24 protein-coding genes are annotated in these 22168 nt (G+C 63.4%); 12 read left to right on the plus strand and 12 right to left on the minus strand.

The genetic code is table 11. The features are described from left to right. The first annotated feature begins 149 nt into the window (after positions 1 to 149). Together IVB05_RS30730 and IVB05_RS30735 are read left to right on the plus strand one after the other, a co-directional pair. Entirely contained in the window at positions 150 to 1133 is a 984-nt protein-coding gene (locus IVB05_RS30730; RefSeq protein ID WP_247787138.1) for a GGDEF domain-containing protein, read from the plus strand. A 129-nt stretch (positions 1134 to 1262) separates the two neighbouring features. Further along, positions 1263 to 1586 (plus strand): copper-binding protein, encoded by a 324-nt coding sequence (locus IVB05_RS30735; RefSeq protein ID WP_247779780.1) that lies wholly within the window; start codon positions 1263 to 1265, stop codon positions 1584 to 1586. Between the two features lie 264 nt (positions 1587 to 1850). Here IVB05_RS30735 and IVB05_RS30740 read toward each other — a convergent pair whose 3' ends face one another. Then, positions 1851 to 2081, minus strand: coding sequence for a hypothetical protein (locus IVB05_RS30740; RefSeq protein ID WP_247779781.1), 231 nt, complete (start codon positions 2079 to 2081; stop codon positions 1851 to 1853). Between the two features lie 652 nt (positions 2082 to 2733). Between IVB05_RS30740 and IVB05_RS30745 the strand changes: the two genes are divergently transcribed. Next, positions 2734 to 4128 carry an FAD-binding oxidoreductase gene (locus IVB05_RS30745; RefSeq protein ID WP_247779782.1) on the plus strand — a complete coding sequence of 465 codons (1395 nt, stop codon included), beginning with the start codon at positions 2734 to 2736 and terminating at the stop codon, positions 4126 to 4128. A gap of 45 nt (positions 4129 to 4173) precedes the next feature. On the opposite strand, the gene IVB05_RS30750 is transcribed toward IVB05_RS30745, so the two are convergent. The 3 genes from IVB05_RS30750 to IVB05_RS30760 form a co-directional block, all read right to left on the minus strand. After that, entirely contained in the window at positions 4174 to 4410 is a 237-nt protein-coding gene (locus tag IVB05_RS30750) for a hypothetical protein (RefSeq protein WP_247779783.1), read from the minus strand. 173 nt (positions 4411 to 4583) lie between these two features. Then, entirely contained in the window at positions 4584 to 4967 is a 384-nt protein-coding gene (locus IVB05_RS30755; protein ID WP_247779784.1) for a DUF1488 family protein, read from the minus strand. A 118-nt stretch (positions 4968 to 5085) separates the two neighbouring features. Then, positions 5086 to 8871 (minus strand): tetratricopeptide repeat protein, encoded by a 3786-nt coding sequence (locus IVB05_RS30760; protein ID WP_247779785.1) that lies wholly within the window; start codon positions 8869 to 8871, stop codon positions 5086 to 5088. Positions 8872 to 9248: 377 nt separating this feature from the next. Here IVB05_RS30760 and IVB05_RS30765 point away from each other — a divergent pair, with 377 nt between their 5' ends. Together IVB05_RS30765 and IVB05_RS30770 are read left to right on the plus strand one after the other, a co-directional pair. After that, positions 9249 to 9470, plus strand: coding sequence for a hypothetical protein (locus IVB05_RS30765; protein ID WP_247516289.1), 222 nt, complete (start codon positions 9249 to 9251; stop codon positions 9468 to 9470). Between the two features lie 83 nt (positions 9471 to 9553). Continuing rightward, entirely contained in the window at positions 9554 to 9919 is a 366-nt protein-coding gene (locus IVB05_RS30770; protein ID WP_247787140.1) for a hypothetical protein, read from the plus strand. Positions 9920 to 9966: 47 nt separating this feature from the next. Here the strand turns inward: IVB05_RS30770 and IVB05_RS30775 are convergent, their stop codons facing one another. The 4 genes from IVB05_RS30775 to fliL are packed head-to-tail and all read right to left on the minus strand — an operon-like array spanning position 9967 to position 12892. Beyond that, positions 9967 to 10749: a flagellar protein FlbB gene (locus IVB05_RS30775; protein WP_247779786.1), complete on the minus strand. Its 783-nt coding sequence runs from the start codon at positions 10747 to 10749 to the stop codon at positions 9967 to 9969. Next, positions 10746 to 11183 (minus strand): DUF6468 domain-containing protein, encoded by a 438-nt coding sequence (locus IVB05_RS30780; RefSeq protein WP_247779787.1) that lies wholly within the window; start codon positions 11181 to 11183, stop codon positions 10746 to 10748. The genes IVB05_RS30775 and IVB05_RS30780 overlap by 4 nt, the downstream gene beginning before the upstream one ends. Then, complete coding sequence (fliM, locus tag IVB05_RS30785; RefSeq protein ID WP_108519780.1) at positions 11180 to 12382, minus strand: flagellar motor switch protein FliM; 1203 nt, start codon at positions 12380 to 12382, stop codon at positions 11180 to 11182. The genes IVB05_RS30780 and fliM overlap by 4 nt, the downstream gene beginning before the upstream one ends. Before the next feature lie 18 nt (positions 12383 to 12400). Further along, the gene (fliL, locus tag IVB05_RS30790; RefSeq protein ID WP_247779788.1) at positions 12401 to 12892 is read right to left on the minus strand and encodes a flagellar basal body-associated protein FliL; all 492 of its coding nucleotides are present in this window, start codon (positions 12890 to 12892) and stop codon (positions 12401 to 12403) included. A gap of 385 nt (positions 12893 to 13277) precedes the next feature. Here fliL and flgF point away from each other — a divergent pair, with 385 nt between their 5' ends. From flgF to IVB05_RS30820, 6 genes are all read left to right on the plus strand, one after another. After that, complete coding sequence (gene flgF / locus IVB05_RS30795) at positions 13278 to 14042, plus strand: flagellar basal-body rod protein FlgF (protein WP_247779789.1); 765 nt, start codon at positions 13278 to 13280, stop codon at positions 14040 to 14042. An 18-nt stretch (positions 14043 to 14060) separates the two neighbouring features. After that, positions 14061 to 14849, plus strand: coding sequence for a flagellar basal-body rod protein FlgG (gene flgG, locus IVB05_RS30800; RefSeq protein WP_247779790.1), 789 nt, complete (start codon positions 14061 to 14063; stop codon positions 14847 to 14849). A 10-nt stretch (positions 14850 to 14859) separates the two neighbouring features. Further along, the gene (gene flgA / locus IVB05_RS30805) at positions 14860 to 15942 is read left to right on the plus strand and encodes a flagellar basal body P-ring formation chaperone FlgA (RefSeq protein WP_247779791.1); all 1083 of its coding nucleotides are present in this window, start codon (positions 14860 to 14862) and stop codon (positions 15940 to 15942) included. A 5-nt stretch (positions 15943 to 15947) separates the two neighbouring features. Beyond that, positions 15948 to 16700, plus strand: a complete 753-nt coding sequence (gene flgH, locus IVB05_RS30810) for a flagellar basal body L-ring protein FlgH (protein WP_247779792.1) — start codon at positions 15948 to 15950, stop codon at positions 16698 to 16700. Between the two features lie 225 nt (positions 16701 to 16925). Next, positions 16926 to 17381, plus strand: coding sequence for a YidB family protein (locus tag IVB05_RS30815; RefSeq protein WP_247779793.1), 456 nt, complete (start codon positions 16926 to 16928; stop codon positions 17379 to 17381). Between the two features lie 44 nt (positions 17382 to 17425). Further along, entirely contained in the window at positions 17426 to 17689 is a 264-nt protein-coding gene (locus tag IVB05_RS30820; RefSeq protein ID WP_247779794.1) for a GlsB/YeaQ/YmgE family stress response membrane protein, read from the plus strand. A gap of 73 nt (positions 17690 to 17762) precedes the next feature. Here IVB05_RS30820 and IVB05_RS30825 read toward each other — a convergent pair whose 3' ends face one another. The 4 genes from IVB05_RS30825 to IVB05_RS30840 all read right to left on the minus strand — a co-directional run bounded on the left by IVB05_RS30825 (position 17763) and on the right by IVB05_RS30840 (position 21274). Further along, a complete protein-coding gene (locus IVB05_RS30825; RefSeq protein WP_247779795.1) occupies positions 17763 to 19286 on the minus strand; it encodes a tripartite tricarboxylate transporter permease in 1524 nt (507 codons plus the stop codon). After that, positions 19286 to 19765, minus strand: coding sequence for a tripartite tricarboxylate transporter TctB family protein (locus IVB05_RS30830; RefSeq protein WP_247779796.1), 480 nt, complete (start codon positions 19763 to 19765; stop codon positions 19286 to 19288). Before IVB05_RS30830 ends, IVB05_RS30825 begins: the two co-directional genes overlap by 1 nt. Then, complete coding sequence (locus IVB05_RS30835; protein ID WP_247779797.1) at positions 19762 to 20724, minus strand: tripartite tricarboxylate transporter substrate binding protein; 963 nt, start codon at positions 20722 to 20724, stop codon at positions 19762 to 19764. Before IVB05_RS30835 ends, IVB05_RS30830 begins: the two co-directional genes overlap by 4 nt. 283 nt (positions 20725 to 21007) lie before the next feature. Beyond that, on the minus strand, positions 21008 to 21274 hold the full coding sequence (locus IVB05_RS30840; RefSeq protein WP_247779798.1) for a DUF3551 domain-containing protein: 267 nt from the start codon (positions 21272 to 21274) through the stop codon (positions 21008 to 21010). A gap of 294 nt (positions 21275 to 21568) precedes the next feature. Between IVB05_RS30840 and IVB05_RS30845 the strand changes: the two genes are divergently transcribed. Further along, positions 21569 to 21928 carry a PRC-barrel domain-containing protein gene (locus IVB05_RS30845; protein WP_247779799.1) on the plus strand — a complete coding sequence of 120 codons (360 nt, stop codon included), beginning with the start codon at positions 21569 to 21571 and terminating at the stop codon, positions 21926 to 21928. Positions 21929 to 22168: the final 240 nt, after the last annotated feature.

Genomic DNA, 22168 nt, shown 5'->3' on the forward strand with positions numbered 1-22168 from the left:
GTCAGATTAGTTCCTTCGTGCACAAATGGATGCCAGGGAACCGAATTTTCGTAGCAAACGCATCACCGGATCAAACGATGGCAGGCCAGCCTATCGGCGATATGGACGCCGAATACGCCACGACGATTGCCGACCGAGCTATGCGGTTGATGGCGCAGCAATCGGTTCCTGCCACCCCGACCAATTTTGCGGTCTGGTTCGAATATTCCCTGGGCAATTCGCTGGCGCTGCGAAAGACCATCGACATCCTGATCGCCGGCAAGCGCAAATTCGACCCGGCGATCAACCACGAACTCTACATTACCTATGTGACGCCGCAGTCCAGCCCCGACCCGCTCGGCGACCTTCCCGACCAATTGAGCGGCCTGATCGCCACCGCCCAGCAATTCCTCAACACCGCCGTCACCGACAACCAGACTCACATCAAGGCGCTCGGCGAAGTATCTTCCGAAGCCGCTGCCACCAGCGATCCCCGGACAATCATTTCGAAGCTGGTTGACGAATTGTCAAAGGCGACGGCGCGAGCCGCAACGCTGGAGGCAAATTTCGCCGCCACCTCGGAGGAGTTGGACAGCATCCGCGACTCGCTGAAGGCGGCCGAGCAACGCTCCAACACCGATGCGCTGACCGGGCTCGCCAACCGGCACTCGATGGACGAATTCCTCCGCCTCGCCCAGATCGCGGCGATGGAAAAGGACGAGGCGCTCAGCGTTTTCCTGATCGACATCGATCACTTCAAGAAATTCAACGACGATTACGGCCATCAGGTCGGCGATCAGGTGCTTCGGCTTGTGGCCAAGGTCCTGCAGGAAGGTGTTCGCGAAGTCGATCTCGCAGCCCGCTACGGCGGCGAGGAATTGATCGCGGTGCTTCCGGGAGCCGATCTCGAGGATTGCACGTCGGTCGCCGAGCGCATTCGCCGCCGCATTGCCGAAGCGAAACTGACCCGCCGCGCAACCGGCAAGGAAATCGGCAGCATCACGGTTTCGATCGGGGTGGCGCAATTCCGCCTCGCCGAATCCGCGGACGCCATGATCGAGCGCTGCGACCGCGGGCTTTATCAAGCCAAGCGGCTCGGCCGCAACCGCACCGTGACGGAAACCGAACTCGAGCCCGAGGCCGGCGCGGCCTAGCGGGATCGCTCCAGCGCGCCTCCAGCCCTCCCCTGTTTGAAGAGTGAAGAATTGCCGCACCGCGGTCCAGCGCGGAACTAATGCCGCAATCCCGGCTTATCGTGGACGCCCTACAGCCGGGAGTATTCCATGAAAATCGCAGGGATGATTATGGCCGCCACCGCGGCCCTCAGCATCGCCGCTACGTCGGCGCTTGCTCAGCAAACGCGGACCGGAATGGTGACCAGAATAGATCGAATTAGCGGCACCATCTCGATCAAGGATGTACCTGATGGTACCACCGGTGCGAACACCGGCACCGCGACCGAAGAATTCAAGATCCAGGATGGCGCGCGGCTGAACGCCCTGCACGCCGGTGACAGGGTGACCTTTGCCGTGAGCGACGCGGCGGGGACTAAGACCATCACGAAGATCGACAAGACGGACGCGGTCACGAAGATCGACAAGAAGTGAGACATTGACGAAGCGACATCCAACCTGGTGATGTCTCGCTTCGCCAGGAGTAAAGCGAGGTCCGGAGTGCCCGGAGCAAGATGACGTTTCTTCGACAAGCCATCTTGCTTCGGGAGTTCGGGCCTCGTAACCGGAACTGCCCTTTTCCGTATGGAGTTGCTCGGTGCGGAATGCACTGAAGGGTAATCTGGCCGGCTTGCTTGACCTGCCGCAAACGCCCGCTCGATTTCATTCCCGGAAAACCCGACACCAATTTCTTACGGACTAGCGCGACGGCGTCCGCTCCAGCGACGCGCGAATTTCAGCGGCCGCCTCGTCGCAGTACTCATTCAGTTTCTGGAATCGTTGCTGCAACGCCCTAAGTTTTATGGCGCGTTTCGCCGGCCCTTCCCGATCAATGTTGAATCTGTTGGCGGGCGATGGACGGGACACCGCAGCCTCCACGAGGGCCAGCGCCGCTTGCATCGATGTGTCGTGACCGTTGGTAGAAGACATGTCTGCACGCCTCACAATTGCAATCCGGCCGGACAAGGGTCGGCGGAATTTTCCGTGTGGTAGCGCGCTGGCGTTCCGACTCTGCCCCCTACAGTGTGTTGTTTGGATGCCCGGCCGGGGTCGATTTAATGGCAAAAGATGGACGCCGGTGGCCGACCTCGTATTCTTACGGACCTCCATTTCCTTGATTAAGATGCAATCGACGGCCAGTTTCGCCGATACTTTCCTTTTGTTCATTGTTGCTTCAGCGATAGTTCGATATGCCCGTCCAGCCTTCAGAAACCGGTCTGCCGCCGCGCTGCGAAGTTTGCGGAATAGGTACGGTCAGGATCGGAAAGCTGCCCCGAATCGGATTGCGCCCTCTCGTCTACGTCTACAAGTGCGACGCCTGCAACCAGATCACGTCGGTCGAGCCGGAGCGGCAGGACAGCCCCACCGTCACCCCGCTGGTGCCGAGGTCGCCCATCAAGAAGGCCCCGCACAGGATCTCCCGGCGACGGCCGCACTGATCGCCGGTCACAGCACCGACCGAGGATGGCAGAGCGCGCCTTCCAGTTCGGAAAACGCCGTGATTGCGGCTGGCCCGGGTTTCTTCCTGACCATGCCGCATGTAAAGCTTCGGCCAAACTTCTCACAAAGAAGAGGCAGGGGCATGTCCGAGGGCTTCATTGACGAACTGCGCAACGCGCTCGACAAGGGCGCGGTGCTATCAGGCGGCGATATCGACGCGCGCTATCATCACGATCTCGCCGGCCATCCGGCGCCGAAACCGCGCGCGGTCGTCCGCCCGAGAACGACGGAGGATGTCTCTGCGTTGCTGCGGCTCTGTCATCGCGAAGGTGTCCCCGTCACGACGCAGGGCGGCATGACCGGGCTGGTGCGCGGCGCGCTGCCGAATGCGAACGAAATCGTGCTGTCGATGGAGCGCATGAACAGCGTTGAAGAGGTCGATGCCTCCGCCGGCGTTGCCATCGCGCAGGCCGGCACACCGCTGCAAAAGCTCCAGGAGCGGGTCGAGCAGGATGGCCTGATGTTTCCGCTCGACCTTGGCGCGCGCGGCAGTTGCACCATCGGCGGCAACATCTCGACCAATGCCGGCGGCAACCGCGTCATCCGTTACGGCATGATGCGTGACCTGGTCCTCGGCCTCGAAGTCGTCACCGCCGACGGCACCGTGCTCAAGGGCCTGCGCAAATACATCAAGAACAATACCGGCATCGACTTAAAGCAGCTTTTCATCGGCAGCGAAGGCATCCTCGGCGTGGTGACGCGCGCTGCGCTACGCGTCTTTCCCGCGCCGGCGGAGCGGCAGGTGGCGCTATGTGCCCTGCCCTCGTTCGAGCAGGTCACGGCTTTCCTGAGGATGGCGCGGCAAAGTCTCAGCGGCGAATTGACCGCGTTCGAAGTGATGTGGAATGCCTACTACCGCCTCACCGTCGAGCGCGTGAAGGGCGTGGCCGGACCGCTGCCGACCCACCACCCGTTCTATGTTCTGCTGGAGGCTTCCGGCAGCGACCCTGAGCGTATCCACGCCGACCTCGAGAAACTGCTCGAGACGGCGATGGGCGATAACCTGATCCTCGACGCCACGCTCTCTACCTCGAATGCATCTGCCGCCGCGATCTGGCGCATCCGCGATTCGAGCGTCGAACTGGGTCGCAGCTTTCCTTACGCCGCGCGGATGGGCTTCGATGTCAGTCTCGCCATCGACAGGATGGAGGAATATGCGGATACGCTTGATGCGCGAGTCAAAGCGATCGATCCGCAAGCCTTCACGGTCGTGATGGGACACGTCGGCGACGGCAATTTGCATCCCAGCGTGTATCACGAACATACGCCCGACAAGCACGATGAGTTCGAGAAGCTCGTCTACGACCTCACCGGCAAATTCGGCGGCTCGATCTCGGCCGAACACGGTATCGGCATCCTCAAGCGGCCCTACCTGAAAATGAGCCGGACAGAGGAGGAAATCGAGACCATGCGCGCCCTCAAGCGCGCCCTCGACCCCAAGAACATTCTGAACCCGGGGCGGATTTTTACGGTGTGAAGACGTTTTGGCGGTCAAGCCGAGCCGGACGCCCGCAACCGCCACTTACCCCTTAAAATCATACTGCTTGCAGAGGTGGTCACCGATCTGGACCAGCATGGCGACGCATTCGGGATAGCCTGGTTTGGCGATCGTGGCGTCCTCGGCCTCGGCGCGGAATTCCCAGCTATCGCCGTCAGGGATCACCGAGATGACGATGCCGTCGGGGCAATTGGCGTGGACCTTCAATTCGGCTCGCGCCATCTCGATGAGTTCGGCTTCGGTTTTGACGGGCTTGCTCACCGTGACGGTGTCCTCCGGCAAGTTGTTTGCCTGCAGGTTGCCGGTTTGACACGCATCTGTCGAGGGGTGACGGAACGACGCGCCATCTCGTCGCGCTCGATGGCCCCATTCCGTCCGGACGCGGTCGCTGTTTTGCGGCGCGGCCGCTCTCGGGGCGATCGCAGCGCGGCGCGTTATTGCGCCGCGCTTGCCGGCCGCATTTCGGCAATAACCCGCAGCGAAGCGGTGTTGTCCGTATCCGGCTCCGAGCCGGTCGCGCTCGGGTCGGCCAGCGATGACGGTGACTTCTGAATGTGCTTGGTGAATATCCTGATGACGCGGCCTTTGACGACAGGCAGCCTGTCGAACATATCGGATGCAATGCCTTCGATGGCATCCCGCAACGCCAGGAATTGCGCCTGCCTGGCCATGCTTTCCGTTCCTTTGGTGCCGGCCAGTTCGTCCATCGCGGCATCGCTGATCTGGCACTCGACCGTATCGGCGGCGTTCAGCATGGTGAACCTGAACGCCAGGCGTTCGTTGTCGTGTCCAATAATTCGGTCCCGGGTCAGCGGCATCGGACGGCCAGTTTTGAACGGCTAGCTGGAGACGATAGCAGGGAGCGCCAAGGAGACGCTGACGTCTTGCCTAATGCGCCAACTGGTCAAAAATTGGCCGAACCTGCGGCCAAATCTGCTACTTCGCCTGCTTCTTCATTTCGATCCGCCGGATGCCTGATATCGCGGGCAAGGCGCCGGTATGGACCGGCTCGGCCCCGGACATTTCCGGCGATAGCGGCGCGCGGGCGGTGGCATCCGGGAAGCGAATCTTCATTTCGCGGATGAAGCCGTCGAGCGTGTCGACGCTGGCGGCCATCTTGGCGATCAGGGCGAATTCGGTGCTGTTGGAGGCGGCCGGCTTGCTTGCGGTGTCGAATGCAAACCGGTCTGCCTCGCCGGTCATCAGCGGCGCGTATTTTTCGCGAAAACGGGCCAGGCCGATCGCGTCCCCGGCCAGCGCATAGCCGACCACGGCGCGAATCACGTCGCTCTTCTCGGCGGCGTCCAGCGGCCTGAAATCCCGCCAGCGGTCGGCGTAGTACAGCTCGATCTGTTCGGAAGCCTCCCGCCACTGCCGCGACGCCCAATAGATGTCGGAGCGCAGCCGGATCGCTTCGCGGCCGGTGATGTTGGAGATGATATCGAGCGCGAGGTCATGACGACCGGTGTCGCTCTGGGCCCGTGCCTCAAGGAGCAGCCGCTGCTGCCGCAGTTCGCCGGAGAGGTCGGCGATCCGGGTCAAGCGCAGCGCCGCGATCGCCCGGTCCGGCTTGCGGTTGGTCAGGTAGACCATGGCAAGGCGCGCCGCCACCTGCGCGCGCGCGGCTCCCTCCAGCCGCTTGTCGACCTGATACCGCAGCAGTTCGGCGGCCTGGTCGAGCAGGTCGACCGTCGCCAGCCGGTCCGCGAGGCGCCGGATCATCTCGTCGCCGCGCCGGCCGATCGGCGTCAATTCGCGAAACTCATAGAACATGGCGAGCGCGTCGACCGGCTTCATGTCGTCGCCCTTCGAGCCGAGATAGAGCTCCGCGAACAAGGCGGACGCCGCATCCTGACCCTGCCGCGACAATTCGGAATTGGGCTGCAGCTTCGTCGCGGTCTTGGCGGCGGTGAGCGAGTCGGCATAGCGCCCGCTTTCGGCGTAGATCTGGGCCAGCTTGTTCAGCGTCCTCAACTCGATCGCGTCACCGCGCCAGATGACCGACAATATCTCCAGTTCGCGCGTGAACTCGGCCTGGCCGAGTTCGCCGCGCCTGTGCCGCAGCAGGGCCTCCAGCAGCCTCGCCTCCGCCGACGCCTGTCGGTCGCCGGACTGCGCCGCATAGCTGTAGGCGTCGAGCGCGTCCTTGTCGTGCCCCAGCGCCTCGGCGAGCCGCCCGCGCAGCACCGCGATCCCGGGCTTCATCTCGGCAGGGATGCCGATCACCTCGAGCTCGCTGCGCCGCCGCGAGGCCCCGGCATAGTCCTTCACCTCGAGCGAGGCCCGCATCGCATCCGCGGTGACGATGCGCTGCAGTTCGAGCGGCAGCGCCGCGATCGAGAATTCGGCGTTCTTGAACTTTTCGCGCGCGTCCGCCCATTTTTCCTGACGGGCTAACGCGAACCCTTTCCACAATTGGGAATCATAGCCGTTGCCGATCGCAGGACTTGCAAGATCCTTCAGCGCCCGCTCGGGATGGCCGATCAGGATGCTGGCGACCGCATGCACCATCAGCACGGCGGCATCCTCGCTCCCCTGGTTGGTCTCGGAGAGGATGAGGTTGGTCACCCCCCTCGCTTCCTGATACATCCCGCGCGACATGTAGAAATTGGCAAGCTCGAGTCGGGGTTGCGCCTTTTGCTCTGGCCCCGCGGCGGCCGCGGCCTTGGTCAACGCATCCAGCCTGGCGAGAAATTTCTCTTCCCGGTTCTTGCGCCATTCGTTGGCGTCGAACAGCGGCCGCACCGCCGCGGTGGCGCGTTCGGCCGCGACGTCGGCGGACGACAGCGTCAATCCGCCGGGCCGTCCAAGCATCACCTTGTCGGCGCCGACCTCGGCGTTGATATCGTCGGAGTTCGGATGCGCGACCACGCCGTGCACGGATTCCAGCAGCGATAATTCGACGAAATCGTGCCGCTTGATGAGGCCGCGGGTCGGCGGCGGCGCGGTGACGACCAACAGCGTATCGCCGGCGTCGGGATCGACCAGCCGGTGCATCGCACCGGGATTGGCCAGCGGCACGGTGACATTGGCGAGCGCCGGATCGGTAATGTTCCGGAGCACCATCAGCGGCAGCGGCGGCGTCTGGCCGCGGTCGGCGAAAGTCAGCGTCCACTCGGCGCCGTTGGCGCGGCCTTCGCTTTCGAGCGAAGGGATCTGCGGCCGGTTGAGGCGGATGCGGATGGCCTGGCCCTTTTCCAGCGGCAGCCGGCTGACATCGCCGATAATGGCGCCGCCCTTGGCGCGGATCGGTTCGATATCGATCGGTTTGGCCTGGTCGAACACCAGCCACACCGTATCGGCGCGGCGGAACAGCGCAGCCGGGGTCGGCGTGGCAAAGGAGAACGTGACGCGCAGGCCGTCGCTGTCACGCCTCGCCTCGACGGTGGCGGTCTTGTCCTTGGCGCCGCTTTCCGGCGGCGGACTCGATGCCGCAGCCCCCTTCGGCGGCTCCGCGGGAGGTGGAGCCTGCTTGGGCGCCACAGCCTTCGGCGCTTCCGCAGCAGCGGCCTGGAGCTGTTCGGCAGGCTGCACGACTTTCGCAGCTTCCGCCGGCGGCGCTGCTTGTTCCGGCGCGGCTGCCATCTTCTCAGCCGCGGGAGCCACATTGCCCTTGGCCGGCGTCACTTTTTCGACGGCAGGCGTTGCGGCCTCGGCCACGGCCGGCGCTTCGGTAACCTGGGCGGGTTTGATCTCGATCCTGGCCTGTTCGGCAATCGTCTCCGAGGTAACGGGCGGAATCTCCGGCGGCAGTTGCGACGGCGGCGATTCCTTCAGGGCCTTGTCGCGGGAAATCCGCGAGGCAGGCCCCGGTTTGGCCGGCACGGCCGGCTTGGCCTCGGCATGCGGCGCGGCCAAAGCGGGCTTTTCCGCCTGCTGGAAGGCAACATCGATCACATAGTTCTTTTCCTCGCGGAAGGAATGCACGTCGACCTCGCCAATCAGCACGATGTCGACTGCGGAAGAGTCGACGTCGGCCCGCTGGTTGATCGAGGCGATGTTCGGCGGCGCCGCCACCTTCGCGTCCGCCAGGTCGAAATTGAGCACGCTGTTGAACTGCAGCGTCAGCTTCTGATCGTTCAGCACCGACGACACGTTGACGCCGTCGGGCATCTCGAACACGAAGCGGACGAAGGTCGGCTGCACCGAGGCGCGGACACGCACCGGCGGCCGCTTCTTCGCGGCGTTGACCGCAAGCTGCGCCCGAAGCGCGCGTTCGGCGGCCCGCGCCCGCTCCGCCAGTTCGCGCACGACCGCCGCAGGAAGCGCGGGCGGCGGGCCGGTCCAGCTATCGGGCAGGAAGTCGACGAAGATCCGCTCCCCCGCCGTCATGGTGTTGACGGTTGCCCGCCGCGCCAGCGACAGCCGGATCGCCGTACCGTCGGGATCGCGCCGAGCCGAGCCGACATAATCGGGAACGGCATCCGACAATTTGTCGACGGGAATATCCACCGGGCGCTTGAAATGGATGATGATGATCGAACCCGCGGTCGAAACGTCTGACTCGACGTCCTCGGCCAGCTTCAACACCAGGCGGGCGAAGCCGCCGCCGGACGTGAACGTCGCCTCCCCCCGGACTTGATCGTCGGCGCGGCACGGCTGCGCGACAGCGAGGCCGGCGAGCAGCAGGACAAAGGCAAGCGGCCGGCCGAGGCAAAGCCGGGCCGCCCGCGCCAAAGCGCGGCCCTGCGACCCAGTTCCAGCGGCAGCCCTTTGCCCCATCCAGGAAATCTCGCGGCCTCAATGAGTTCTGCGGCGAAGCGCGCTCGCCTGCCGGTTTGAATCTTGGATTGGCCGACTTAAGGTTTTGTTAACGTCAACTCATTGATTTCGCTGGAGGGGGTCGGCGGGCACCCGCTGCCGCGCCCGGGTGGCCGGAATGCGACCTCATTCCGCAAGAGGCCGCGGGCTCGCAGCGGCAACAAGCACGATAGTGCAGGCCGCGTCGTGATCGGAATCATTATCGCAAGACGGATGGAACCAACATCAGCCATCCCGTCTTAGGGAAATAATGGACCCGGGACGCGGGGCCGGCAATCGATCAACCAGCTCCCGGGTCTGCCAAACCTGCCTCAGGCAGCCAATTCGGAGTGCGTAAAATGGCAACCCAGATCGTGATGGATCGTACCGGTGACACCCGCCATACATTCGACATCCATGATCGCGCGGAGGTCGAAAAGGCCGAGCGGCGTTTCAGGGAATTGACCGGCGCAGGCTTTACGGCAGCGGTCCGATCGGGGCCCGGCGAGCAAAGGGTTATTCGTTCCTTCGATCCGACGGCGGAGGAAACGCTGTTTTATCCGCGTCTCGTTGGTGGCTGACGGCAGTGACCCAGCAGATCGTCCTGGCGATATGCTCGTTCATCCTGGCTTTGCTTGGCACACTGCTGCTTTCGGCGCTTTCGCTGGTGGTGGCGCGATCTGGTTCCTGTAGCAGATCGTTCCGCTACGAAACCGAGGCACGAGCGCTGACCCTGTTGAAGGGTTGGCTCTCGCCGAAGCAGCGTGCCTGCTATGAGCGCTTCCGATATTTCGACGTCGTCGGCAGCGACACCGGGACGCGCTATCGGATCCATCATGGCACGCAGACGAATATCGAGGAACTCAACGGCACGGGCCACCACGTCTGCAAATGGTGCTTCGTGCCGGATGGCGACCTCGTCGCAGGCGATGTCATGCTGGCGCAGAAGATCGCCCTTGAAACCAACGAGCGCGGCGCGCTCGCCGTAGCCCATCGCTCGTTCGTTTCGTCGGGGCCGCGCAGGTTCTGACCGGGTGACGCCAACGCCCCTTCACCCGGGGCGGCCGGCAGCCCGTGTCAATTGGGCTTTTGCTGCAGGATCTTGCCTTCGATCTTCGGCAGCTCGGCCGTGGACGTGGATTTATCTGTGCCGGCGCGGCGGGCCAGTTCGACCGTCAGCCGTTCGGCCGCTTCCGGCTGCATCAGCCCCAGAATGTCCGACATCTTGCGCGGCGCGATCTGGGAAGCGATTTCGTAGAGCACGGACATTTCCAGCCGGTCGAACACCTTGGCGGCGTCCTTCGGCTTCATGTTCTCATACATCGTGATGATGCCCTTGAAGCGGGCGGCGTCCTGCTCCGCCTTTTGCCCCGTCGCGGTCGAGATCTTTGCCTCGGTCGCCTTCATTTCCTCGACGCGGCCCTCGATGCGCTTTTCGGCGGATTTCAAAAGGCTTTCGCGAATTTCGATTTCACGCGCGCGCTGCTCCAGTTCCTGGCGCCGCGCCTGCAGCCGTTCCAGGATGGCGCGCTCCGACGGCGACACCGATTGCGGGTTCTGGTCGGGAAACACCACGACGCCGTCGGGCTTCGGCGCGTCGCTGGCGGGAGCGGCCGGCTTCGGCGCCTCTTCCTTTTTCTCTTCCTTCTTGACCGAACCGGTGATGTCGTCGGGATCGGCTTTGGCGCCGCGCGGATAACCCAGATTGTCCTGCGCCCACGAACGCTTGGCCGGCTGGCTGACCTGATAGTCGAACACGTATCCGCCATCGATCACGAGGCCCGCGACCTTCAGCACTGCAAGGCCGAAGATCGCGACCAGCACGACCGGAATGACGCGGATGTCGCGAAACGACTTCATGCGGCGAGGCCACTGGCCCTTCGGCGTTCGGAGAACGCTTCAGCCGCCGCGGCAACCGCCTTGGCGGAAGAGACCTTGGGCGCTGCGGGTTCGGCTTCCTGCGAGGGCCGGGCCGCGATCGCGATCTTGGACAGCCGGCGAATGACGCCGTCGCCTTCGGCGAGCATGTTCTTCAGATGTCCCGCCATCTGCGTCGCCGCCGCAAGTTGGCTGCCGAGATTTTCATTGACGTCACGCACGGTGTGCTTGAGGCCGCCGATCGCCCGCTCGGCGATTTCGGTCGCGGTGATCAGTTCCGCGATCGTGGCTTTCAGCGAATGCTCGTCCGCCTTGAGCCGCTTCAGCCGCTTGTTGAGCAGCATGCAGTAGCCGATCGTGAGCATCAGCAGCACCGCGACCAGACTCTCGATTACAATGCCAAGGGAATGACTCATTGTGCCTCCATCAACTTGGTTTGCTCGTCGGCCTTCTCGAACATCGCGAAGGTGGTATTGGGTTTGCGCAACTGCTTGGTGACGCGGATGGCGACGCGGTCGCCGACCCGGCCCATGCGCCCTTCGGTCAAAAGGACGTTGCCGCAGCGGACCTGCACCAGCGCTTCGGGGCGCATTTCCAGCGGCAAGGTGTCGCCGACCTTCAGCTTCATCAACTGCTTGAGCGGAATGTCGGCTTCATACAGCACGGCATCGACCGATATCTCGGCCTGCGCCACTTCGGTCGCGAAATGCCCTTCCCAGATCGGATCGCGGCCGAACTTTTCGCCCATGAACATCTGGAGCAGAACCGGGCGGATCGGCTCGATGGTGGCGTAAGGCAGCAGCAATTCGATATTGCCGCCGCGGTCTTCCATGTCGATGCGCAGCCGCACCAGGATCGCGGCGTTGGCGGGCCTCGAGATCGCGGCGAAGCGCGGATTGGTTTCCAGCCGGTCGATCGAGAACGTCACCGGCGACAGCGGCCGGAACGCCTGCTCGGCGTCGGCCAGCACGACCTCGACCAGCCGCTTGACCAGGTTGGTTTCGATCGTGGTGTAGGGCCGGCCCTCGATGCGCAGCGAGGTCTGGCCGCGGCGGCCGCCGAGCAGCACGTCGATGATCGAATAGATCAGGCTGGAATCGACCGTCGCGAGCCCGAAATTTTCCCACTCCTCGGCCTTGAACACGCTGAGCACGGCCGGCAAGGGAATTGAATTCATGTAGTCGCCGAAGCGAACCGAGGTGATGCGGTCGAGCGAGACTTCGACGTTGTCAGAGGTGAAGTTGCGCAGGCTCGTGGTCATCAGCCGCACCAGGCGGTCGAACACGATTTCGAGCATCGGCAGACGCTCGTAGGACACCATCGCGGAATCGATGATGGCGCGAATGCCGGAATGGTCGTCGAGATTGACGTCGCCGACGGTGAAACCGAGCAGATTGTCGATTTCTTCCTGCGACAGAACCCGTTCGCCGGAATTCTTGTTGCCGAACTCGCGGCCGCCATCCTCGACCATGGCCGCCCACTGCAGCGCCATGCTCTCGGAAAGTTCATTGGCGGCAGCTTCTTCCGCGGCCGCCGCGGGATCCTCGGAATCCAGGGAGGCTTCCCATTGCGCGGCAATGGCGTCCTGGTCCATCTGGTCTTGGTTGCCGGCCATGATGCTAGATCCGTTCCATCACTGCACGACGATTTCCTTGAACAACACGGCGCTCACCTGCTGCGGCGCCACCGCGTTGTTGACCCGCTTGGTCAGTTCTTCCTTGAGGCGAAACAGCCCGGCCGAACCGTTGATATCGGAGGGACGCAGTTCGCGCAGGTAGGTCTGGAACAGGTCAGTGACGCGCGGCAGGTTCGGCTTGATCGCCTCGACATGCTTCTCATCCTTGATCTCGAGCACGACCTTGACGCGGAGATATTGCACCCGCTCGCCGGGGGCCCCGACCAGGTTGACCATCATGTCGGGCACTTCGACAAAGGACGGCGGCTTCGGCGGCGGCGCTTCGGCGTGCTTCTCCTCGCCATGGCCGCGCATCAGGAAGAACCAGCCGGCGCCGGCGCCGAGGATGGCGACGAACCCGGCAACGGCAATGATCAGCTTGAGCTTGCCCTTTTTCGACGGTGAGGCATCTGCGCCGTCTGCGCCTTCCGCCTGCTCGTTGTCAGCCATTGCCCCGCCCGCTTCGATTCCGAAAACGAACGCGGTTGCCACCAGCCTGGGTAACGAAGCCCCCACAACGCGAAACAAAAGCCGCCAGCGCACACGCGCTCTATACGTGCAACGCTAGGGTAATAATGGTTAACGGAACCTTTCCATTGGCGCCCAAGTAGGAAAAATCTGCCGGGCAAACATGGTCAACAAGACCTTTCTGCCGCCCGCCCCGCGCCCCGAAAAACACCCAACCCCTTTAAAAATAAGCATTTCCCGACTTGGCACGGCTTTCGCTGAGTAACTGGCGTGACCTGCCGGCTTGGGAGAGCCCAAAGGTTTACGACGGATCCGGACCGCGAGCTTGGGAGAGCCTGCCTCGGATCGATCAAGGGGAGAACCACCGATGGAGAATATGCTTCTCGTCGGACTTTCGCGGCAGATGACGCTGGAACGGCAATTGGATGTCGTCGCCAACAACGTCGCCAACATCAACACGACCGGCTTCAAGGCCGACCGGTCGCTGTTCGAGGAATATCTGCGCTCGCCGGCGCATGAAGACAATTTCGTGCGCGCCGACCGCCGCGTCTCCTTCGTGCACGACCGCGCCACCTTCCACGATTTCGCAGCCGGCCCCTCCGAGCAGACCAAGAACCCGCTCGACGTCGCCATCGACGGCAACGCCTTCCTGGTGGTGCAGACGGCCGCCGGCGAGCGCTACACCCGCGACGGCGGCCTGCAGATCAACAATCAGGGCCAGCTCGTGACCGCGAGCGGCGATCCGGTGCTGGGTACCTCCGGCCCGATCGTGTTCCAGCCGACCGACAAGGCGATCAACATCGCAGCCGACGGCAATATCACGGTCATCGAGGGCACCGGCCGCACCGACTCGGTCCGCGGCAAGCTGCGGCTGGTCAATTTTGCCGACGCGCAGAAGCTCGTGAAGGAAGGCGGCAACCTCTACTCGGCGGGCCAGGGCGTCGCCGCCCAGCCCGACACCACCTCGCGGGTCCACCAGGGCTTCATCGAGAAGTCGAACGTCAATTCCGTCCACGAAATGAGCCGCATGATCGAGATCACGCGCACCTACACGCAGATCTCGGCGATGCTGCAGCAGCAGCACGACCTGCACCGAACCGCAGTCGAGAAACTCGCCGACGTTCCGGCATAACGCTTAAGGAATAGATCGATGCGCGCCCTCTACACAGCAGCGACCGGCATGGCGGCACAGGAACTCAACGTTCAGGTGATCTCCAACAACATCGCCAACATGCGCACCACCGGCTACAAGAAGCAGCGGGCGGCGTTTCAGGACCTGATCTACGATCACGTGCGCCGCGTCGGCGCGCAGGCCTCCGACCAGGGCACCATCCTGCCCGTCGGCGTCGACATCGGCGGCGGCGTCAAGACCGTCGGCACACCGCGCCTGATGAGCCAGGGCACGCTGTCGCCGACCGGCAACGACCTCGACGTCGCGATCCGCGGCGAAGGCTTCTTCAAGATCCAGGTGCCCGACGGCACCTATGCCTATACCCGCGACGGCTCGTTCATGATGGACGCGCAGGGCCGCGTCGTCACCGCGCAGGGCAATCCGGTGCAGCCGACGATCACGATCCCGCAAAACTCCTCGCAGATCACCATCAACGCGCAGGGCCAGGTCACCGTGGTTGTGCCCGGCTCGACCACGCCGACCCAGGTCGGCCAGATCGGCCTGACGCGCTTCATCAACAAGGCCGGCCTCAACCCGATCGGCGACAATCTGTTCACGGATACGCCGGCCTCCGGCACGCCGCAGGACGGCGTCGCCAACACCGACGGTTTTGGCGACATGCAGCAGGGCAATCTCGAACAGGCCAATGTCGAAGTGGTGACCGAAATCTCCGACCTGATCGCCGCCCAGCGCGCCTATGAGATGAACGCCAAGATCGTCAGCGCGGCCGACCAGATGCTGCAATCCACCTCCAACATGTTCCGCTAAAGGACTGGTCATGATCGCCCGCGCCCTCCTCCTGGCCACAGCCCTGATCGCCGCATCGAGCGCGGCAGCGGTCGCGCAGACCCGGGAAACCTTCGCGAACCGCACCGTGATCGCCGCGCCCGTGCTGCGCGCCAACGTGCAGGTGTCGGGCGATCTGGTGCGGATCGGCGACGTCATCGACAATGCCGGCAGCGCCGCGCAGATCGCGATCTACCGCGCGCCGGATCTGGGCACCACGGGCTCGCTGCCGGTCGCGCAGGTGCTCAACACCCTTCGCGCCCATCAAGTGATCGGCGTCGACACCCGCGACCTGAAGGAAATCTCGGTGACGCGTCTGGCCCGCTCGCTCGAGGGCAAGGACATCGAGCTGCAGATCGCCCGCGCGCTGGAGCGCCGCAACGGCCTCGGCGACGCCGCCAACCTGTCGCTGACCTTCGACCGCGACCCCAGCGACGTCAGGCTGGACGCCGGCTTCACCGGCGCCATGCAGGCAGCCATCGTGCGCTACGACAACCGCAACGGCCGCTTCGACGTCACCTTTGAAATCGGCAACGAGAACGGCGCCGCCGCGGCCAAGCTGCGTTTCACCGGCACGGCGATCGAGACCGTCGAAGCCACGGTGCTGGCACGCAATGTCGAGCGCAATGAGATCTTGAAATCATCCGACGTGGTGGTCGAGCGCCGCCCGAAAGCGGAAGTCGGCGCTGATCCCGCCGCGCGCGACCGCACGGTGGGCATGCAGGCCCGCCGCCAGCTCCGCGCCGGCCACGCGATCCGCACCGCCGATCTCGTCAAACCCGATCTGGTACAGCGCGACCAGAACGTCGTGTTGGTCTACGAGGCGCCCGGAATCTACCTCACCATGCGCGGCAAGGCGCTGGACAACGGCACCGAAGGCGACGTCGTCAATGTCATGAACGTACAGTCGAAGCGCACGCTGTCCGGCACCGTGATCGGCCGCGGCCAAGTCTCGATTAGTCCCGTCTCGATCACGCCGGCGGCGTCCCGCCTGCCGCAGACCAGCGATGTGACACAACCCGCGCCCGTTGCCGTAGCTATCGTCAGTTCGCCAGTCGCTCCAAAAGCCGAGTAATGTAAATGTCAGTCATCCGTCTCAACCGCATCATTCTCACTGGCGCCATGCTGTCGCTGGCCGCCTTGGCCAGCGGTTGCTCCTCGATCGACCGTCTCTCCCAGATCGGCGAAAAGCCGAAGCTGACGGAGATCGAAAACCCGACCACACAGCCCGGCTACAAGCCGGTGCAGATGCCGATGCCAAAGCCGGAGCAGGCCTCCTACAATGCAAACTCGCTGTGGCGGAACGGTTCACGCGCCTTCTTCAAGGATCAGCGCGCCGCACGCATCGGCGATATCCTGACGGTCACCGTCAATATCACCGACAAGGCCAACATCGCCAACGAGACCCAGCGCAGTCGCACGAGCAAGGAAGATTCGGGAATCACCGATTTCATTGGTGCCCAGACGATCACGCAACCGACCAAGATCCTGCCCGGCCGCATCCTGACCACGGACTCCACCTCTTCCAGCGACGGCAAGGGTTCGGTCAACCGCCAGGAAGCGCTGCAGACCAACGTCGCGGCCGTGGTGACGCAGGTGCTGCCGAACGGCAATCTCGTGGTCGAGGGCAAGCAGGAAATCCGGGTCAATTTCGAGATCCGCGAATTGATCGTCGCCGGCATCGTCCGCCCCGAAGACATCCAGAGCGACAACACGATCGAATCAAGCAAGATTGCGCAGGCCCGCATCGCCTATGGCGGCCGCGGCCAGATCACCGACGTGCAGCAACCCCGTTACGGCCAACAGGTGATGGACGTGCTGCTGCCGTTCTAAGTCTTATTCAGAGCTCCCACACTCCATTGCGAACCTAGGCGCGATGAAGTGTATCAACGCGGCCTCCGTCAGCTCCCCTGACGGAGGCCGTGGTCGTTTACGCTGGGATCATCGTCTTGAGCTTGCGGCGGCACGGGCGCGTGTTGTTCCTTACGGCCGCTAACGCATTGGAACCGAAGCTTCCGCCCTGCGTTCCTGACAGCACCGAACGACAGGGAGCCGACCATGAGCCGCGGAATGCCATCGATGACTGCCCTTCTCGGGCTACTCGCCATTGCCGGATATCAGAACCGCGACAAACTGGCAGAACTTCTCAAGGGCGCTGGCGGCGGCCAGCCGAATGCAGGCGCCGGCGAGCAGCCCCCGGGCGGCTTGCTGGGCAACCTGAGCGGGATGTTGGGCGGCGCCGGGGTTGGCGGCCTCCTCAGCGGCGGGATCGGCGAACTGCTCGACAGGTTCCAGCAAAACGGCCAGGGCGACAAGGCTGATTCCTGGATCAATCAGGGGCCCAACAAGGATGTCTCGCCGCCGGAATTGAAGCAGGCGATCGGCTCCGACGTTCTGGCACAACTCGAACAGCAGACCGGACTGTCGCAGGAGGAAATCCTGACGAGATTGTCGCGCGAGCTTCCGGCAGCCGTCGACAAATACACGCCGGACGGCCGTTTGCCCACAGCATGAATCGATGGACGTGACGTCGGAGCAATCAGGAACGGAGCATCGAGATGGGTATACTTTGGACGGTCATCATTGGTTTCATTGCCGGCGTGGTTGCCAAGTTCATTATGCCTGGAGACAACGAGCCCTCAGGCTTCATTCTCACCACCATACTGGGCATCGTCGGCGCCTTCGTGGCGACTTATCTCGGCCAGGCGCTCGGATGGTACAGGCCCGGAGAAGGCGCGGGCCTGATCGGTGCGGTAGTCGGCGCCATCATTGTACTCTTTGTCTACGGTCTCTTCGCCGGCCGGCAACGGCGATCGATCTAAAGCTGGGCCTGATGGTTAGCGTCGGGCCTGAATCGGCCGCGACGCAGGCTGCCGAACGGTACCTCGTTGCGGTTCAAAAATCCGGCGCTTCCTCGGCCACCCTGGTCTGGTGGCGCCAATGCTGCCATATGGCCAGCCCGACCGAGGTCGCCGCCGCCAGCAGCAGCAAGCCGGAAATCGGCCGCGTCAGGAAGAGCCAGGGATTCGCGTCGGTCATGATCGCGCGCACAAGGTTGATCTCGATCTGGTCGCCGAGAATCAAGCCGAGGATCAGGGGCGCGAGCGGAAAGCCGAGCTTGACCAGCACGTAGCCGACGACGCCGAACAGCAGCAGCACGTAGACGCTCTGCATCGTGTTGTTGAGCGCGTAGGCCCCGACGACGCAGAGCACGAGCACGACCGGCGCCAGCACCGCCATCCGTACCGAGGTCACGCGCAGCATCAGCGGCATCAGCGCGAGGCAGATCAGCAGCATGCAGGGGTGCGCAAGGATGTAGGCCGCATAGATGCCGTAGGCGATATCAGGGTTTTGCGAGATGAACAGCGGTCCCGACTGAATGCCGTGGATCGTCATCGCGCCAAGCATCACGGCGGTGACAGCGTCGCCGGGAATGCCGAATGCCATGATGGTCATCAGCGAGCCGCTGACATTGGCGTTGTTCGAGGCTTCCGAAGCGATGATGCCCTCGGGGTGGCCCTTGCCGAAACGCTCCGGCGTTTTCGAGAATTTCTTGGCCTGGTCATAGGCCATGACGCTCGATGCGCTGCCGCCGATGGCAGGCAGAATTCCGATGATCAGCCCGACGATCGTTGCCCACGCGAGCAGGAACGGCTGCTTGAAGATTTCCAGGTTCACCTTGAGGTGCGAGAAGCGCTCGAGCCTGACCCCGGCCAGCGATTGCACGGCCTGGCCGCGTGGCGTGTTCAGCTTCTCCAGATCGGTCATGATCTGCGCGAAAGCGAAAATGCCGATCAGTACGGGGAGGAACGGAAAGCCGCCGCCGATGAACGCCGAGCCGAAAGTGAAGCGCGGCACGCTGCCGATCGGATCGTGGCCGACCACCGTGATCAACAACCCGATGGCGGTCGAGATCAGTCCCTTCAGCAGCGAGGATTCGGTGAGACCCGCGACCATCGCCATGGCAAGCACGAACAGGGAGAAGTATTCCCATGGCCCGAATTCCAGCGCGATCGCCGCAAGCGGCCCGGTGAGGAACACCAGAAACAAAGCGCCGAGCAGGCCGCCCCAGACCGAAGCCCAGACGCCGAGCCAGATGGCGCGGCCCGGCTCGCCGTTGCGCGCCATCGGAAAGCCGTCGAACGTGGTAGCGATCGAAGCAGGCGAGCCCGGGATACCCAGCAGACAGCAGGCGATGAGGCCGCCGGTCGATCCGCCGACATAGACGCCCGTCATCGCCGCAAGGCCCGCCAGCGGATCGAGCCCGTAGGTGAACGGCAGCACGACGATGACCGTCATGGTGATGGTGACGCCCGGCAGGGAGCCGCCGATCACGCCAATGAATGTGCCGGCAAACAGCGGCAGCAGATATTTCCATTGGGCGATGTTGACGAGGCCGTTCCAGAGTAAATCGAGCATCAGAAACCCGTCCATGCGCCGCGCGGCAGCAGCACCAGCAGGTATCGTTCGAAGATGAAATAGCTCACCACGGCAGTACCGAGCGCGATTGCGGCGAGCACAACCCATTGCCGCGCCGTTCGTGGCCGGCCCAACGCGGCCTGCAGCGCGCCCACGAACAAGACCGTAGCGACGCGAAATCCCAAGAGCGGCAGCAGCACCACATAGGCGCCGACGATCGCGAATGCGATCACGACCAGGCGATAATTTCGCGGCGGCGCGTCGCCCGCGCCGGCTACGGCGGTCGGGCGGCGCTTCATGAGGTCCTGCAGGACCAGCAGCGCGCTCGCGGCCGCCATGAACGACAACACGATGGCCGGGTAAAAGCCCGGCCCGACCGGAACGATGGGAAGGGACGGAAGCTGGAAGGACTTGACCAGGAGGACCAGGCTGACCGCGAGCAGGATCAGCCCGGTAATTCCATCGCGTCCGATGCTCATTTCTTGATCAGGCCGAGATCGGTCATGACGACCTTGTTCTCGTTGTCGATCCTGGCGAGGAACTGCGCATAGTCATTGGCATTGAGGAACGCCACGCGGGTGCCCTGCACTTTCATCGCTTGAGCGAAGCTCGGCTCCTTGGTCGCCTTGGCGCAGCCCTCCTCGAGCTTGGCGCGCACCGGCGCGGGCGTCCCTTTGGGGACGAAGATGCCACGCGCCACTTCGTACACGATGTTCATGCCGAGATCCTTGAGCGTCGGCACGTCGGGCGCTTCCGGATCGCGCTTCTCGCTGGCGATTGCGATGTAGCGCAGCAGGCCGGCTTCGACCTTGCCCTTCTGCGTCAGGTTGGAGTCGGTGAGGTTGATATGGCCGCCGAGCAGCGCGTTCATCCGCGGGGCCAGGCCGTCGTAGGACACGAATTTGAATTTCAGGCCGGCCGCCTTCTCGATCATGGCCGGGAAGATATGGCTGGTCGAGCCGAGCGTGGCGCCGACCGTGATCTCGCCCGGCCGCTTCTTGGCGTCGTCGGCGAGTTCCTGCCAGTTCTTCCAGGGCGTCTTGGCGCTTGCGGTCAGCACCGAGGGTGTCGCTGAGACCAGGCAGATCGGCTCGAAGTCGCTGTATTTGACGTCACTGATGCCCGCGTAGAACGTCAGGTGGATATAGTCGTGCACGGCATAGACCGTATAACCGTCGGGCGCCGCCGCCTTGGCCTCGCGCGCGCCGGTCGTGCCGGATGCGCCGCCGACATTGGCGACGACCACCGGCTGGCCGATATGCTTCTGGAATTCGACGGCGAACGGCCGGAAGATGTTGTCGGTATCGCCGCCCGCGGCCCATGGCACGATCATCTTGATGGGGCGGTCGGGATATTGCGCCATCGCCGGCCCCGATAAAGCAGCCAGCACCCCGGTCAGCGCGGCAGCGCCGGCCATCGTCACCAACGTCCTTGCCATCCGTCATCTCCCGGTGTCGTCTCGTGGGCCATTCAGGCTCTCTGTCGGGACAATAACAGCCAAGCCCCGCAGGGGAAAGCCCTGCGGCGGCTCGCATGCCCGCTGCTGCGAGCAGGTGATGGACGTACGTTCTGAGTCGTATCCCGAGCTCCCACACTCCATCACGAACTGGGCGCGACGAGGTATGTCAACGCGGCCTCCGTCAGCTCCCCTGGCGGAGGCCGCGGTAGTTTTTGAAGGCTGTATCGCGAAATGCAACGAATGCGACTGGCGCCGTCCAGTTTCAGTTCGAACGACGACGCGCACGGCTCTTGTCCAGGAGCTGGGCGTTGGCGCTGAAGTTGCGATTGTCCGTGCAATATGCCGTCCGGCCCGAAGCCGCGGCCCGGCACTGCGCGTTGGTCGTGAAGATACACTCGCCCGCCCCGCCGCCGAAGTCATCACCCTGAATGCAATAAGGGTAATCATTGGCAGAGGCCGCGCTAAGGCCGGTGAAGAAGACAACTGCCGATGTCACGAGGGCAATAAGTACTATACGTATGTTACGCATGTTTCCCTCCTACGCTAACAGGGCTTTCGTAGGTCCAGGCTCGTTGTGGCCGCGTGAGGTATTTCACATCGCTGATGTCACTGTTAGGTGATCGAGCGATGTATCGGCCTCAAGCCGCGTCGCGGTTTCTTCGCGGGCAATTGCCGCTACAACGCGATCGGCAACCTTTTGCTTGTTCAACATAGGAACTTCGCTACTGGACCCCGGTCGTTGCGGCGATGCGTAGCTCTTCCCTCAGGAACGTTTCCTCAAGCCCTTCGTTTTTCGCCCTACAGTCCCAACTGGAGGAAAACCATGTCTTTGGAAGCAAACGAAACCGGCAACCTGATCGGCAGCGACAAGGTCGAGGGAACTGCGGTCTATGGCGCCGACAGCAACAAGATCGGCTCGATTGAACGTGTCATGATCGACAAGAAGAGCGGCAGGGTGTCCTACGCCGTGCTCTCCTTCGGCGGCTTTCTCGGCATCGGCGACGACCATTATCCGCTGCCCTGGCAATCGCTGAAATACGATACCTCGCTCGGCGGCTACGTCACCGGCGTGACGGAAGCACAGCTCAAGGGCGCACCGCATTACCGCAACGACAACACCTGGAACTGGAGCGACCCGACCAGGACCCGCGCCGTCAACGACTATTACGGCGTCGCGATCTGATCGCTGATCGCGGTCACACCTTGGCTTCCGAAGGGGCCGCCTCGATGGCGGGCCCTTCCGCGAACACAGGTGCGTTCACCTGTCGGCAGAGAACTATTCCTGCTGCTTTGCGTTGGGATCTGCGGGAGACAGAGCAATGGGAAAATTCTTCTTGATCGTTATCGCTATCAGCGTCGCCGTTCTGCTGGCGATGAGCGCGTATGTCATCAGCCTGTGACGGCGATGCGATTGCGACCGCTC

Origin of the sequence: Bradyrhizobium sp. 170 (assembly GCF_023101085.1) — a bacterium.
In the GTDB taxonomy this organism is placed as follows: Bacteria; Pseudomonadota; Alphaproteobacteria; order Rhizobiales; family Xanthobacteraceae; genus Bradyrhizobium.

Excerpts from the sequence above, each read along its gene's own strand:
- IVB05_RS30730 (WP_247787138.1), top strand. The coding sequence starts at position 150 with ATGGCGCAGCAATCGGTTCCTGCCACCCCGACCAATTTTGCGGTCTGG.
- IVB05_RS30735 (WP_247779780.1), top strand. The coding sequence starts at position 1,263 with ATGAAAATCGCAGGGATGATTATGGCCGCCACCGCGGCCCTCAGCATC.
- IVB05_RS30740 (WP_247779781.1), bottom strand. The coding sequence starts at position 2,081 with ATGTCTTCTACCAACGGTCACGACACATCGATGCAAGCGGCGCTGGCC.
- IVB05_RS30745 (WP_247779782.1), top strand. The coding sequence starts at position 2,734 with ATGTCCGAGGGCTTCATTGACGAACTGCGCAACGCGCTCGACAAGGGC.
- IVB05_RS30755 (WP_247779784.1), bottom strand. The coding sequence starts at position 4,967 with ATGCCGCTGACCCGGGACCGAATTATTGGACACGACAACGAACGCCTG.
- IVB05_RS30760 (WP_247779785.1), bottom strand. The coding sequence starts at position 8,871 with ATGGGGCAAAGGGCTGCCGCTGGAACTGGGTCGCAGGGCCGCGCTTTG.
- IVB05_RS30765 (WP_247516289.1), top strand. The coding sequence starts at position 9,249 with ATGGCAACCCAGATCGTGATGGATCGTACCGGTGACACCCGCCATACA.
- IVB05_RS30775 (WP_247779786.1), bottom strand. The coding sequence starts at position 10,749 with ATGAAGTCGTTTCGCGACATCCGCGTCATTCCGGTCGTGCTGGTCGCG.
- IVB05_RS30780 (WP_247779787.1), bottom strand. The coding sequence starts at position 11,183 with ATGAGTCATTCCCTTGGCATTGTAATCGAGAGTCTGGTCGCGGTGCTG.
- fliM (WP_108519780.1), bottom strand. The coding sequence starts at position 12,382 with ATGGCCGGCAACCAAGACCAGATGGACCAGGACGCCATTGCCGCGCAA.
- fliL (WP_247779788.1), bottom strand. The coding sequence starts at position 12,892 with ATGGCTGACAACGAGCAGGCGGAAGGCGCAGACGGCGCAGATGCCTCA.
- flgF (WP_247779789.1), top strand. The coding sequence starts at position 13,278 with ATGGAGAATATGCTTCTCGTCGGACTTTCGCGGCAGATGACGCTGGAA.
- flgG (WP_247779790.1), top strand. The coding sequence starts at position 14,061 with ATGCGCGCCCTCTACACAGCAGCGACCGGCATGGCGGCACAGGAACTC.
- flgA (WP_247779791.1), top strand. The coding sequence starts at position 14,860 with ATGATCGCCCGCGCCCTCCTCCTGGCCACAGCCCTGATCGCCGCATCG.
- flgH (WP_247779792.1), top strand. The coding sequence starts at position 15,948 with ATGTCAGTCATCCGTCTCAACCGCATCATTCTCACTGGCGCCATGCTG.
- IVB05_RS30815 (WP_247779793.1), top strand. The coding sequence starts at position 16,926 with ATGAGCCGCGGAATGCCATCGATGACTGCCCTTCTCGGGCTACTCGCC.
- IVB05_RS30820 (WP_247779794.1), top strand. The coding sequence starts at position 17,426 with ATGGGTATACTTTGGACGGTCATCATTGGTTTCATTGCCGGCGTGGTT.
- IVB05_RS30825 (WP_247779795.1), bottom strand. The coding sequence starts at position 19,286 with ATGCTCGATTTACTCTGGAACGGCCTCGTCAACATCGCCCAATGGAAA.
- IVB05_RS30830 (WP_247779796.1), bottom strand. The coding sequence starts at position 19,765 with ATGAGCATCGGACGCGATGGAATTACCGGGCTGATCCTGCTCGCGGTC.
- IVB05_RS30835 (WP_247779797.1), bottom strand. The coding sequence starts at position 20,724 with ATGGCAAGGACGTTGGTGACGATGGCCGGCGCTGCCGCGCTGACCGGG.
- IVB05_RS30840 (WP_247779798.1), bottom strand. The coding sequence starts at position 21,274 with ATGCGTAACATACGTATAGTACTTATTGCCCTCGTGACATCGGCAGTT.
- IVB05_RS30845 (WP_247779799.1), top strand. The coding sequence starts at position 21,569 with ATGTCTTTGGAAGCAAACGAAACCGGCAACCTGATCGGCAGCGACAAG.